The sequence below is a fragment of the Vibrio sp. Vb339 genome (assembly GCF_902751245.1).
Classification (GTDB): Bacteria; Pseudomonadota; Gammaproteobacteria; order Enterobacterales; family Vibrionaceae; genus Vibrio; species Vibrio coralliirubri.
The window spans coordinates 58442-72400 of the sequence record NZ_CADDIS010000007.1 but is presented as its reverse complement, the minus strand read 5'-3'; the positions used below and the strand labels follow the sequence as shown (position 1 = coordinate 72400).

At 47.2% G+C, this 13959-nt stretch carries 14 protein-coding genes; 1 reads left to right on the top strand and 13 read right to left on the bottom strand.

Going from position 1 to position 13959, the window contains the following annotated elements; genetic code table 11:
- Nucleotides 1-281: 281 nt before the first annotated feature.
- The gene (gene guaB / locus HRQ85_RS22195; RefSeq protein ID WP_017062496.1) at nt 282-1745 is read right to left on the bottom strand and encodes an IMP dehydrogenase; all 1464 of its coding nucleotides are present in this window, start codon (nt 1743-1745) and stop codon (nt 282-284) included.
- 269 nt (nt 1746-2014) lie between these two features.
- Between guaB and xseA the strand changes: the two genes are divergently transcribed.
- Entirely contained in the window at nt 2015-3361 is a 1347-nt protein-coding gene (gene xseA / locus HRQ85_RS22190; RefSeq protein WP_172380618.1) for an exodeoxyribonuclease VII large subunit, read from the top strand.
- 94 nt (nt 3362-3455) lie between these two features.
- Here xseA and ureG read toward each other — a convergent pair whose 3' ends face one another.
- From ureG to urtB, 12 genes are all read right to left on the bottom strand, one after another.
- The gene (gene ureG / locus HRQ85_RS22185) at nt 3456-4094 is read right to left on the bottom strand and encodes an urease accessory protein UreG (RefSeq protein WP_048614361.1); all 639 of its coding nucleotides are present in this window, start codon (nt 4092-4094) and stop codon (nt 3456-3458) included.
- A 46-nt stretch (nt 4095-4140) separates the two neighbouring features.
- A complete protein-coding gene (locus tag HRQ85_RS22180; protein ID WP_048615213.1) occupies nt 4141-4821 on the bottom strand; it encodes an urease accessory protein UreF in 681 nt (226 codons plus the stop codon).
- A gap of 42 nt (nt 4822-4863) precedes the next feature.
- Entirely contained in the window at nt 4864-5460 is a 597-nt protein-coding gene (locus HRQ85_RS22175) for a HupE/UreJ family protein (RefSeq protein ID WP_172380617.1), read from the bottom strand.
- 62 nt (nt 5461-5522) lie between these two features.
- A complete protein-coding gene (ureE, locus tag HRQ85_RS22170; RefSeq protein WP_172380616.1) occupies nt 5523-5975 on the bottom strand; it encodes an urease accessory protein UreE in 453 nt (150 codons plus the stop codon).
- Nucleotides 5976-6052: 77 nt separating this feature from the next.
- Entirely contained in the window at nt 6053-7756 is a 1704-nt protein-coding gene (gene ureC, locus HRQ85_RS22165) for an urease subunit alpha (protein ID WP_172380615.1), read from the bottom strand.
- A gap of 39 nt (nt 7757-7795) precedes the next feature.
- Nucleotides 7796-8131 (bottom strand): urease subunit beta, encoded by a 336-nt coding sequence (locus tag HRQ85_RS22160; RefSeq protein WP_004735120.1) that lies wholly within the window; start codon nt 8129-8131, stop codon nt 7796-7798.
- An 11-nt stretch (nt 8132-8142) separates the two neighbouring features.
- The gene (gene ureA, locus HRQ85_RS22155) at nt 8143-8445 is read right to left on the bottom strand and encodes an urease subunit gamma (protein WP_172380614.1); all 303 of its coding nucleotides are present in this window, start codon (nt 8443-8445) and stop codon (nt 8143-8145) included.
- Nucleotides 8446-8577: 132 nt separating this feature from the next.
- Nucleotides 8578-9525: an urease accessory protein UreD gene (locus HRQ85_RS22150; RefSeq protein WP_050619867.1), complete on the bottom strand. Its 948-nt coding sequence runs from the start codon at nt 9523-9525 to the stop codon at nt 8578-8580.
- Nucleotides 9522-10217, bottom strand: coding sequence for an urea ABC transporter ATP-binding subunit UrtE (gene urtE, locus HRQ85_RS22145; protein ID WP_017090946.1), 696 nt, complete (start codon nt 10215-10217; stop codon nt 9522-9524). The genes HRQ85_RS22150 and urtE overlap by 4 nt, the downstream gene beginning before the upstream one ends.
- Before the next feature lies 1 nt (nt 10218).
- A complete protein-coding gene (gene urtD / locus HRQ85_RS22140) occupies nt 10219-11061 on the bottom strand; it encodes an urea ABC transporter ATP-binding protein UrtD (protein WP_052879463.1) in 843 nt (280 codons plus the stop codon).
- Nucleotides 11058-12230, bottom strand: a complete 1173-nt coding sequence (gene urtC, locus HRQ85_RS22135) for an urea ABC transporter permease subunit UrtC (RefSeq protein ID WP_052879462.1) — start codon at nt 12228-12230, stop codon at nt 11058-11060. The genes urtD and urtC overlap by 4 nt, the downstream gene beginning before the upstream one ends.
- A gap of 10 nt (nt 12231-12240) precedes the next feature.
- Nucleotides 12241-13869: an urea ABC transporter permease subunit UrtB gene (gene urtB / locus HRQ85_RS22130; RefSeq protein ID WP_172380613.1), complete on the bottom strand. Its 1629-nt coding sequence runs from the start codon at nt 13867-13869 to the stop codon at nt 12241-12243.
- Nucleotides 13870-13959 lie beyond the last annotated feature (90 nt).

Sequence of the window (13959 nt, the reverse complement as noted above, 5' to 3'; positions counted from 1 at the left end):
TTTCGTTAGATATCTTTAACCACGTGTTTTGAGAAAATCGGACTTTTAACAAAACAGGCGGTAGATATAATACCAATCACAGTAAGTAAATGTTCAGGAATAGCGTAGGAAAAAAGCTTGAGAACGAGGCAGGATTTTCTGATAAGTAGTTATTCTACAATCAAAAATCCTAACGAAGTTATCGAGGTTTTTAACAAGCTAGGATGACCAGTTATTTACTACGATTGGTATATTAATGTGCCGACTAAATCAGCACATTATTCAAACGTTTGGACGTATTATTAACCTAAACGGTAGTTAGGTGCTTCTTTCGTGATTTGAACATCGTGTACGTGAGATTCTTTCATGCCCGCACCAGAGATACGAACAAACTCAGCTTTAGTACGCATGTCTTCAACAGTTGCAGAACCCGTTAGGCCCATGCTTGAGCGTAGACCGCCCATCTGTTGGTGAACGATCTCTTTTAGACGACCTTTGTATGCGATACGACCTTCAATACCTTCTGGAACAAGCTTATCTGCAGCGTTGTCAGATTGGAAGTAACGGTCAGAAGAACCTTGAGACATAGCGCCAAGAGAACCCATACCACGGTAAGACTTGTAAGAACGACCGTTGTAAAGAATAACTTCACCCGGTGCTTCTTCAGTACCCGCGAACATTGAACCAACCATCACACAAGATGCGCCAGCAACGATAGCTTTACAGATATCGCCAGAGAAGCGGATACCGCCATCTGCGATTACTGGAATACCGTATTCGTTAGCTACTTCAGCTGCGTCTGCGATTGCTGTTACTTGAGGAACACCAACACCAGTAACGATACGAGTCGTACAGATTGAACCCGGGCCGATACCTACTTTAACCGCACTAACACCCGCTTCGATAAGAGCACGAGCGCCAGCGCCAGTTGCTACGTTACCACCGATGATTTGTAGATCAGGGTATGCAGCACGAGTTTCGCGGATACGGTTAAGTACGCCTTCAGAGTGACCGTGTGAAGAGTCGATAAGTAGAACGTCTACGCCAGCTTCAACTAGAGCTGCAACGCGCTCTTCGTTACCAGCACCAGCACCAACAGCTGCACCTACACGTAGGCTGCCGCGCTCATCTTTACAAGCGTTTGGTTTACGTTCTGCTTTGTGGAAATCTTTTGCAGTGATCATTCCAGTAAGTTGGAAGTCATCATTTACAACAAGAACTTTTTCAACACGCGCTTCGTGCATTTTCTCTTGAACTTCTTCACGAGTTGCACCTTCTTTAACCGAAGCAAGGCGAGCTTTAGGTGTCATTACTACATCAACTTTCTTAGAAAGGTCAGTAACAAAGCGAACGTCACGGCCGGTAATAATACCAACAAGTTCGTTTGTTTCAGTAACAACAGGGAAACCGGCAAAGCCGTGTTTTTGGGTAAGGGCTACAACATCAGCGATTGTCGCGTCAGGGCTTACAGTTACTGGGTGAGAAACCACACCTGCTTCGTAAATTTTAACCTGGCGAACCATTTCAGCTTGCTGTTCAATAGACATGTTCTTGTGAATGAAGCCTATTCCGCCTTCTTGTGCCAGTGCAATCGCTAGGCGAGCTTCTGTCACAGTATCCATAGATGCAGATATCATTGGGATGTTTAGGGAAATATTCTTCGTCAGCTGAGTGCGAAGATCAGCTGTATTAGGGAGAACGGTGGAGTGTGCTGGCACTAGCAGTACGTCGTCGAATGTCAGCGCTTCTTTGGCAATTCTTAGCATTTGCAATATCTCACAATAATAGGAGTAAAAAGAAACAATCCAATCTCATCGTTTCGCCTAATGAGGGCAGCCAATTAAGGAAAATCAAACTGCATTTGGATTAGATATTGCGGACGGATTATACGGCCAACGAAATCGCTTGGCTACACATTTTTGTATTTTTAATTTGCATTTACCCCCTTGCTATGTATTATATTGCCGCTATCTTCCATACTCACGCCCTGTGAGATTCCAAGAAAGACCTTCCTTCAAGGAAAGATAGTGCTTCTATGACTAATCCAAACATCTTTACTGTTTCTCGCCTCAACTCAGAGGTTCGTCTCCTATTAGAAAACGAAATGGGAATAGTCTGGCTCGTTGGTGAAATCTCAAACTTCTCTGCACCTGTATCTGGTCACTGGTACCTCACGCTTAAAGACTCTCGCGCTCAAGTTAAGTGCGCTATGTTTCGTGGCAATAACCGCCGTGTCACTTTTAAGCCCCAGAATGGTAATCAAGTTCTAGTTAAAGCTCGTCTGTCTCTTTATGAGCCACGCGGTGACTATCAACTGATCATCGAAAGCATGCAACCAGAAGGTGACGGTAAGCTTCAGCAAGAGTTTGAAAAGCTGAAGATGAACCTTGCCGCAGAAGGCCTGTTTGCTCAATCGAGTAAGCAACCGCTTCCTGAACACCCAAAGCGCGTTGGCGTTATCACGTCGAAAACCGGCGCGGCGCTGTTTGATATTCTTGATGTACTGAAAAGACGCGATCCTTCATTGCCTGTTGTGGTTTACCCGACCATGGTTCAAGGCGAAGAGGCGGCAATTCAGATTGCTCAAGCGATTGGACGAGCTAACGAACGCAATGAGTGTGATGTGTTGATCGTGGGTCGTGGCGGCGGTTCATTAGAAGACTTATGGTGCTTCAATAACGAGATCGTTGCTCGCACAATTGCAGCAAGCCAGATCCCGATTATCAGCGCAGTTGGCCACGAAGTTGACGTCACTATCGCCGATTTCGTCGCAGATATGCGAGCTCCAACTCCATCAGCAGCTGCAGAATTGGTTAGCCGTGACAACAGTCATAAAGAGCAAGCTTTTGCCTCTAAACGCGCTCGCTTAGTGAGTGCGATTCGTCATGTGTTAATCAAACAAGCACAATCCACTCAAACGTTGAAATACCGCTTAGAGAAGCAACACCCGAGCTACCAACTTCAAAAGCAGAGTCAGCAACTTGATGACCTAGACATGCGTTTGCGTCGTGGTATGACTCAATACCTAAAGCAGCATGCACAGCGTGTTGAGCGCAAACAGCACCAGCTTCAGCTGAACTCGCCAGTGAAACGCCTTGGTGAACAGAAACTGCATTTACAACGCTCTGAGCAGAAGCTATTAGATGCGATGGATAAAACACTGCTAACCACTCGACACCAGCTGGCCATGGCTGCTGAGAAGTTAGAAACCGTTAGTCCACTAGCAACCCTAAAGCGTGGCTACAGCATTACTCATTCAGCATCGAGCAAGACTGTGTCATCGATTAACGATGTTGAGGTGGGCGAAGTGATCACCACCCAAGTTGAAGACGGTGTGATTGAATCGCAAGTGACAACAAAAGTCGTTAAGAGTGAGCTTTAGGTTCGACTAGAACGTTGAAAATCATTTAAAACCAGAAAGCCCTATCGATAATCGACAGGGCTTTGTTCTATCTAATGGTTTTGAAATTCAAACTCTACTCAGTAGCAGAAGGCTCCTTCATGGTGAGCATCCCTTCCGTCACAATAAAGTTGATGATGAAATCTAAACCTTGGCTCTCTTTTAGGTTAGTGAACACGTATGGCTTGGTTGGTCGCATGCGTTGAGTGTCTTGCTCCATCACTTCAAGTGACGCACCCACATATGGTGCTAAATCGATCTTGTTGATGACTAGCAGATCAGAACGCGTAATACCCGGCCCGCCTTTACGTGGGATCTTCTCCCCCTCCGCTACATCAATCACGTAGATGGTCAGGTCGGCTAACTCAGGGCTGAACGTGGCACTGAGGTTGTCGCCACCGCTTTCGACGAATACCACATCGAGGTTTTTGTGCAGCTTAGCGAGCTCTTCTACCGCAGCTAAGTTCATCGACGCATCTTCACGGATCGCCGTGTGCGGACAGCCACCCGTTTCAACACCAATGATACGATCCGGTTCTAGCGCTTCTGCTCGCGTGAGTATCTTTGCATCTTCTTGGGTGTAGATGTCGTTGGTTACCACGGCAATGTTGAGCTTGTCGCGAATCGCCTTACATAACACCTCTAACAACGCTGTTTTACCAGACCCTACCGGGCCGCCAATACCAATTCGAAGGGGTTGCTTATAACTTTCCATTGTCTACTTCCTTATATTCTTTTTACTACACCGTTCGAGCTGACCGCTACGAACGAAATAGTCTCGTGTATTGTGTTTCGTGCAGTGAACTTGCTAATGCCATTGATGGCGAAAAGCTGCCTACCATCCAATCTTCTATCGCGTGGGCCTTTTCGATCACCTCAGGAAAGGTGTTGGTGATATTAATCAATGCCAACTGCCCGTCGGTTTGACCTAAAGGCACCAGTTTCACGCCTGCAGTAACGATATTTTCAAGCCAACTCCATAAGTAACCTTGCTTAAGGCTTTCTAAATCAATGCCCCAATGCTGGGCTGCCATACACATACCCAACAATTGGTTTGGGTGACTATCAACAGAGTCCACCAGTGAAATATCGATATCTAAGCGCTTCAACAAAGTATTCAATGCCTGCCCACGTTGCTTCTCTTCCGCCCGCAATTCACTGGTTTCACGGCTTGAGTACAGGTAATTACACCAGTGCTCAATCTCATCGAGTTCACCCTTTTCTAGAGCGTGGTAAAGACGCTCTAAGATGGGCAATTCCAAAGTCGCGACACTGGAACTGACGATGGTATTAAGCCACTGTTCCATGCTGTTGCGATCGGTCACCCACCCCGCTTCAACCGCTAACTCTAAACCTTGCGAATAAGTGAACCCACCAATCGGCAATGACGGACTGATCAATTGAAACAGACGATAGATGGCGACATTTTCTGTTGTGGTCATAACCGTGCCCTCAGTCTTCTAGAATCAAATAAGTTCGAGAGCCTACGCGCTTAACAGTAATAGTGCGCTTGCTGAAGCCACACCAACCGACATCCATTTTGAGTAAACCGCGCGGCCAACCAATGTACCGATAACCATCAGAGCCAAAGCTGTGATGCTCATACCCGCTGCAAACTGAGTTAGGTTACTTGCCGCTTCAACGCCATGCGCATAACCATGGAAAAACAACATGCCAATCGAAGCCGCTAATACACTGTTCACACGCTTAGTCGATGGTGAGAACACGTGCCATAAGCATAAGCTGACAACGAATAGAGAAGCGATGATTGCAGGTTCAACAATCACAGAGAAACCTAAGGCTTGGCCTGCGATGAGCCCTACCACTAAAGACGCCAACCCACCGCCAATCAGAGCGGCTTTTGTCTTGCTGGAAAATGAAAGTGCGCCAATTAACAGACCAAAAGCGATCAACATGATCAGGTGATCCATACCTGTCACAGGGTGAGTTAAGCCAGACATAAATGAGTGAGACTCATGAACCGAATGCGAACCGTGCCCCGGGTGAGCCAATGCCATCGTTGATGTTGTTAGAGAAGCTATTGTGAAAGTGCATAAGCCTGCTGCTGTTTTAAAGTTCATCGCGTCTTCCTTGCGTTTATCGTTATTAATATTTGTTGTTATATAAATCGTTTAGTGAGTCATTAATGATGGTGATGATGTCCACCTGAGCGACCGCCATAAGCGCCGCCTTCTGGCTCAAACGGTTGTTTCTCGGTAGTCACCTTCGCGCCTAAACCTTCAACCATTTCATCCAAAACATGGTCGTGTTGATAACGAACCCAGCCCGCTTCCACTTGCAGCGGAACATGACGGTTACCAAGGTGATACGCCACTCGCGTTAAAAGGAGCAAGTCTTCACAGTAAACAGTCGAAACGGTTTCTGGTGCCGCTTTCACTTCTACGACTAAACCACATTCACTTAAGAGTTGTTCGCCACCACGCAAGATATGACCTCGCGGTAGAAACAGTCCGGCATTGCGCCCGTCATCTAGCATCACCTTAAGGCGGCTTTTGATGCGGCTATCGATCGGCAGGCTTAAGTAGCCGTCCGGTGCATTTTGTATTTGAGTATTCAGTTGAGTCAGTTCAATCATGCTATTACCTCAATCTCCTTGTGAGATTTATAACGTTCAAAATAGGGTCACTAAAATAAGATTCTTTAGTCAAAGGCTTAGAATAGAAAGTACCGCTGAGCCATTGGCAGCTCTTCAGCTGGTTCACACGTGAGTAACTCACCATCGGCGCGCACTTGGTACGTCTGAGAGTCGACTTCAATCTTCGGCATCCAATCATTGAGCTTCATATCGGCTTTGCTGATGTTTCGGCAGTTACTCACAACACCAATCAAGCTCTGCAAACCCAATTGCTTATCGATATTCTGCGCCTTGGCTTCCTTGGAAACAAACAACATTGATGTGTTCTGACACGCCTTGCCGTAGCTACCAAACATCGAGCGATAGTGAACTGGCTGAGGTGTTGGGATTGAAGCGTTAGGGTCACCCATCGGTGCCATGGCGATCATGCCGCCCTTCAAAATCACACTTGGTTTCACGCCAAAGAAGGCTGGCTTCCATAAAACTAGGTCAGCTAATTTCCCGGCTTCGATCGAACCGATTTCATGAGACATACCATGAGTGATCGCTGGGTTGATGGTGTACTTAGCGACATAGCGTCTTAAACGGAAGTTATCGCTGTAGTCTGAATCTTCTTTTAAGCTACCACGCTGCACTTTCATCTTATGCGCGGTTTGCCAAGTACGTGTTACTACCTCGCCTACACGCCCCATTGCTTGGGAATCCGAGGCGATCATCGAGAACGCGCCCAAGTCATGAAGAATGTCTTCTGCGGCAATGGTTTCACGGCGGATACGCGATTCGGCAAACGCGACATCTTCAGCAATCGATGGTGACAAGTGATGACAGACCATCAACATGTCTAAGTGCTCATCGACGGTATTGATGGTGTAAGGGCGTGTTGGATTGGTTGAGGAGGGCAAAACGTTCGGCTCACCTGCAGCACGAATAATATCGGGAGCATGACCACCGCCCGCACCTTCGGTGTGATAGGTATGAATCACGCGATCACCGATTGCGCCAAGTGTCGATTCAACAAAACCAGATTCATTCAGAGTGTCGGTATGAATCGCGACTTGTACGTCCATTTCATCGGCAACGCTCAAGCAGGTATCGATTGAAGCGGGTGCGGTTCCCCAGTCTTCGTGCAACTTCAAACCCACAGCACCTGCCGCTACTTGTTCGCGTAGAGCTTCTGGCTGACTGGCATTGCCTTTGCCTAACAAACCAAAGTTCATCGGGAATTGATCGAGTGACTCCAACATGCGGTGCATGTTCCAAGGCCCCGGCGTGCATGTGGTCGCGTTAGTACCTGTGTTTGGCCCCGTGCCACCGCCAATCATGGTTGTGACACCTGACGCCAGTGCTTCTTCAATCTGTTGTGGGCAGATAAAGTGGATGTGTGAATCAATGCCACCAGCAGTCAGAATTGAACCTTCGCCGGCTAAAATTTCCGTGCCCGGGCCAATCACAATATCAACGCCCGGCTGAACATCAGGGTTGCCCGCTTTACCTAATGCCTGAACTCGACCATCTTTGATGGCGACATCTGCTTTTACGATGCCCCAGTAATCCAACACAATCGCATTGGTGATCACCAAATCTGGAGTTTCGGCACTTGGACGCTGGCTTTGCCCTTGTCCATCACGGATAACTTTACCGCCGCCGAACTTCACTTCGTCGCCGTATACGGTGTAATCCTTTTCAACTTCTAGCCATAAATCAGTGTCAGCAAGACGCACTCGGTCACCGACTGTTGGCCCAAACATTTCGGCATAAGCCTGTCTGGATATCGTCGCCATGTTCAATCCTTTGTTATTTTCATTATTCCGTGGGAGCGCTTAGAGCTTGCCCATCACCTTTCCTTGGAAGCCATAGATCTCTAACTTACCGGCGTAACGCACTAACTCGACGCTGCGCGACTGACCCGGCTCAAAGCGGGTTGCAGTACCAGCAGGAATATTGAGTCGAAAACCTTTAGTGGCTTCTCGGTCAAAGATCAGCGAAGGGTTTGCTTCATAGAAGTGGTAATGAGAGCCAATTTGAACAGGACGATCGCCAATGTTTTGTACCTTAACGGACGTTGTGTCTCGGCCTTCATTGAGAGTGATGTCACCCGGTGCGGTTTCTACTTTTCCGGGAACGAATCCTGAGTATTGTTTTGTGGAACCAGCCATATTACTTCTCCCTACACGATAGGTTCATGAACGGTCACCAGCTTGGTGCCATCAGGAAAAGTGGCTTCGACTTGTACATCAGGGATCATGGAAGGGATCCCCTCCATAACGTCATCGACAGTAAGAAGTGTGCGCCCAAAATCCATTAATTCTGAAACGGTTCTACCCTCACGGGCACCTTCGAGAATGGCACTGCTGATCAGTGCAATAGATTCTGGATAGTTGAGTTTTAAGCCTTTTTTTTTGCGCTGCTGTGCCAGCATTCCTGCGCAGAAGATAAGTAGCTTATCTTTTTCTCTTGGTGTTAATTCCATTTAGCCGCCCGCTGTTAGTTTGTTTTCTTATTGCTCAAAAACGCATGAGCAGTAAGTGGGATTCAATCACAGCAAGCTTGAAAAAATGTACCTAGGGTCGGAAGTCACCCTAGGTACAAAAAGGGCTAATCGCTAAGTCGCCCAAATCCTTGGTAAATCAGGAGTCGTACCACATAAATGAGAGCGAGTTGCTTGCCATATCTGACCAAAGGCCTGGAGGATATCTTCACTCCAATTACCCAAGGCTCGCACCACAATCAATCCTTCTATCTGAGTCGCGCCCAATATTAATGTGGGTTCACTCGACGTTTTTGATGTAACTGATTGCTGTGAAGCTTGCTGTGTAATAGATAAGAGCAAGCTCTGTACCAACTCTAAATCTTGCTTCTCATTTGAGGTAATATAAAAGGTTCCCATCATTGAATAATCAAGTAACCCCATATTTATCATTAACTTATCGCCACCGTGAAAATTAAAACCTTCAGTCAGAAGCCTTTGATTATCAAGATAGATTTCTGTTTTCCCAACGAGATGACCATGCTCGAATCCCTCATTCTGTGCAGGACGTCCAAAACAGTGCATCTCCCAACCCCAAAATTGTGCACCCTTTTCTAGGCGAATTTCAGTGTCTAAACGAACGTGTGCATTCGGGAAAAAGATGTTCTCTTGCGGCATCCATTCCAAGCGAGCATCTTTCTTCACTCGTAGGGTCTGCTTCTGCTTAGCGTACTTGTTGTTTGAGCGATAGAACTTGGTCGCACCGGGTGTGGTGATCAACGCATGCGCACCGCTTTCGATGGTCGCTTCAATATTAAGTGTGTCACCACCTACCACTCCGCCGGGGGGATGAAGTAAGTAGGTGTGACACGTTTCCCCATCAGGATACAGGGGGCGTTGCACCGCAAGCGGACCAGACTGCTGACGATTCTTTAATACGGTTTTATCACCGCGGTCGACAAAAGTGAGGTTTAAACTCGCTTGCCAACCGTCTCGAATATCTTGCTCGATGGTCTCATTCAGAGACAACACTCCCGCTAAAGAAGTGTTTATTGCTTCACTCGAAGAATATAGAGAGCTCATACGGTTAGGTACTCCTTAATCAAAGACTCATTGAGCCCTTTCATTTCACCTTCTGCTACCTGACGACCACGGTCGAGAATGCAAAATCGGTCACCGACCTTTCTCGCAAATGGCAGCTTCTGTTCAACAAGCAGAACCGTGAGTCCCATCTTCTCGTTGAGCATACGAATGATGTCACCAATCTCTTGCACGATATTGGGCTGAATACCTTCAGTCGGTTCATCCAAGATCAACAGTTTTGGGTTGACCACCAGCGCACGCCCAATCGCCAGTTGTTGCTGCTGACCACCAGACAAGTCACCACCGCGACGATGCAGCATCTCTTTTAACACAGGGAATATATCGAAGATGAACTCTGGGATCTTACGGTCTCCCTTTTCTCGAATTGGCAAACCTACTTCTAGGTTTTCTTGAACCGTGAGCATCGGAAAGATCTGACGACCTTGCGGCACATAACCGATTCCCTGGCGAGCACGATCTTCAGCATCGGTTTTCAAAAGCGACTCGCCCGACAATGAGATGTCACCGCTTTCGACCTTAACCAACCCCATGATGCATTGCAGCAACGTGGTTTTACCGACGCCATTGCGCCCCATTAGCACTGTGCATTTTCCTTCTGGGATCTGCATATCCAAATCCCACAGCGTATGGCTCTCACCGTAATATTGATTAACTGATTTAACCTCTAGCATCCTATTCTCCGAGATAAACTTGTTTAACTTCAGGGTGAGCCTGCACTTGATCCATCGTGCCTTCAGCCAACACATGACCTTGATGAAGCACGGTGACATGGCTGGCAATTGAACGAACGAAATCCATATCGTGTTCAACCACTACCACTGAGTGCTTTCCTGCCAGTGAGTTAAGTAACTCAGAAGTACGGTCCATCTCTTGGTGAGTCATCCCTGCAACGGGTTCATCCACCAGCAATAGCCTAGGGTTTTGCATCAATAACATGCCTATCTCTAACCACTGCTTTTGTCCGTGAGACAGGTTACCTGCCAAATTCGCCGCTTCGTCTTTTAAATGAATCAACTCAAGCACAGAGGTCAGTTTGTCTTTCTGTTCACCAGACATCACAGCAGTGAACGTTGCCCACACTGAACGGTCACCGGCCATGGCTAATTCAAGGTTCTGCCACACAGTTAAACACTCAATCACGGTCGGTTTTTGGAATTTACGCCCAACGCCTGCATTGGCAATTTCAGCTTCATTCTTCTTCAATAAGTTGATGTTCGAACCCAACCACACCTCGCCAGTGTCCGGCTTAGTTTTACCTGTGATGATGTCCATCATGGTGGTTTTACCTGCGCCATTAGGACCGATAATGCAGCGTAGCTCTCCCTCTTTGATGTAGAGGTTGAGGTCGTTTATCGCTTGGAAACCATCAAAGCTTTTGTTGACGCCTTCGACATACAACAGCACGTTATGTCGAGTATCGATGGCAGGATGAATATCGGGTTTGAGGTAATCAAAGACTTCGTCTCGACGAGTGAACGCCTGAACCGATTCCTTTACGCTATTAAATGTGGTCATGCGATCACCTCCTTGGCCTTATGCTGATCATCCTTATCTTTATCTTGGTTTTTCCCATTTGATGCCTTGCGCAGCTGCTGCCACCTTTCACTAACAAAGCCAATCACACCTTGTGGGAAGTACATGGTTGAGAGTACGAATAGTCCACCCAGAGCAAACAGCCACACCTCCGGGAATTCAACCGTAAACCAGCTCTTGGCGTAGTTGATGATCAATGCCCCGACAATGGCGCCAAACAGAGTGGCACGACCGCCTAAGGCAACCCAAACCACAATCTCAATCGAGTTAAGAGGAGCAAATTCTCCCGGATTAATGATGCCAACTTGAGGAACATATAAAGCCCCAGCAATACCCGCGATAACCGCTGAAAGCACGAAGACCCACAGCTTGATGCCATCGACGTCATAGCCCATAAAGCGAGTGCGTGATTCCGTATCACGAATCGCTAATGCCACACGACCTAATCGACTGGTCACCACCATGCGACACGCGATGTAGCTGAGGATTAGCGCAATACCAGTCGCAACAAACAGACCAATCTTGACCGCATCACTCTGTAAACTCAGACCGATGATATCTTTGAAATCCGTCAGTCCGTTGTTGCCACCAAAGCCCATTTCGTTGCGGAAAAATGCCAGCATCAATGCGTAAGTTAACGCCTGAGTCATGATAGAAAGATACACCCCGGACACACGAGAGCGGAAAGCTAAATAACCGAACAAGTAAGCCAATGCGCCCGGCACCAACACCACCATCAGACAAGCAAACCAGAACTGATCAAAACCTTGCCAAAACCACGGCAACGCCGACCAATCAAGGAACACCATAAAGTCAGGCAAGATTGGATCACCATAAACCCCACGGTCACCAATCTGACGCATTAAGTACATGCCCATAGCATAACCGCCAAGCGCAAAGAAAGCGCCGTGGCCGAGGCTCAGTATTCCAAGGTAGCCCCACACAAGATCGAGTGCCAACGCCAACATTGCGTAGCTCAGATATTTGCCCATTAGTGAGATAGTGAAGGTCTCTACATGGAGCGGGTGTCCACTTGGTAACATGGTGTTAGCCAGTGGGATAAGAATGACGGCCGCTAGAATGGCAAGGATGGTCAGTTGGCCACCTTTGTCACCACGCATTGCCGAAAGTACAAATGATTTTGACTGCATGATGTTGTCCTTAACCTTCAGCCGCACGACCACGTTGCGGGAAGAGTCCGCGTGGGCGTTTTTGAATAAATAGAATGATGAAAACCAGTACCAGAATCTTGGCGAGAACCGCACCAGCCCATGGTTCTAAAATCTTGTTGAACAGACCAAGGCTTAAGCCTGCGACTAGCGTGCCCCATAGGTTGCCAACACCGCCGAATACCACCACCATGAATGAGTCGATGATGTACGCCTGTCCCATATTAGGGCCAACGTTGGTCAGTTGAGACAGTGCAACGCCTGCAACACCCGCAACGCCAGAGCCTAAACCGAAGGTCATCGCATCAACTCGCTCTGAACGAATACCCATCGCACGAGCCATGCCACGGTTTTGAGAAACCGCACGAACCTGCAAACCTAGTGGTGTCTTTTTCAGAACCATTAATAAGCCCATAAACACCAAACCACAGAAGAGAATGATGTAAAGGCGGTTGTAGGTCAGGGACAACATTGGGTTCAATTGAAGTGCTCCAGACATCCATTCAGGCGTGCTCACTGAGCGGTTCAAAGGAGAGAAAATAGAACGAACAGCCTGCTGCAAGATTAAGCTAATACCAAAGGTCGCGAGTAAGGTTTCCAATGGGCGACCATAAAGATGACGAATCACACTTCGCTCAATCGCAATGCCCACTAAGCCAGAAACAATGAATGCCGCTGGAATGGAAAGTATCAGCGCTAGGCCAATATGATTCGGCATCAACAACTGCAATACGTAGGTGGTATAAGCGCCAATCATGATCAGCTCGCCATGAGCCATGTTGATAACGCCCATCACACCAAAGGTAATCGCTAAGCCAATGCCTGCCAGTACCAATACCGAGCCTAAGCTCAAACCGAAGAATACGGTTTCTACACCCGAATAGAGTGCTTGGCTTTGTTGATAGCTATCCATCGCACGTTCTGCTGCAGCGGTAATGCTTGGATCTTGCTCACTGTTCAGTAGTTGGTTCAGTGTTTTCAGAACGACCGAGTGTTTGAAGTCGCCAACTCGTTCAATTGAAGCCACACGATCTTCAATGGTGGCACTGTTATTAAGAGAAGTGGCAATCGCTAACGACAAATCCATTAGCTCAGCTACTTTGCCATCTGATTCATTGGCTCTGAGTTCAGTTAGTCGTTCGATAATGTCAGCGTCTTTGGTTCCTAACAAATCCAAAACCGCCTTATAACGCACATTAGGGTTGCCGCTGTTCAGTCCAATCGAGGCTATTTCACCGCGTAATATCCCGCGAAGTTTGTTATTCACACGAACCTTTTTAAACTGTCTCGCATTCTCGATATTAAGCGTTGAATCATCCCATGCTGACTGAGCTGACGTCGCTGTTTTGATGCTTTGAATGAGGTAGAGCTGTTTGTACTGCTCGCTCTGTTTCTCATTGAAGTAGTAAAGGTTTCCGTTTAACCAGCCATCTAAAATAGGTTTCGACACATCTTCCGTTTGCGTTTCAATCACCCAATCGATAGCTAATTCTTTATCCGATGTTTTCTTACCAACTAGCGCCTTGGTAAAGCTAGCTTCATCCGTTATTCCAGCAAAAGCCAACTGAGCACTGACTGCCATGAGCAACAGCGCTTTAAATACGTTTAATACGTTTTTCATCCCTGCTTCCTTAACCAACCAAGTTAGATATTGTTATTTTTACTTGGAGGATGTGTGGATAGTGGTTGTTACCTGAAACGATGAGCCTTC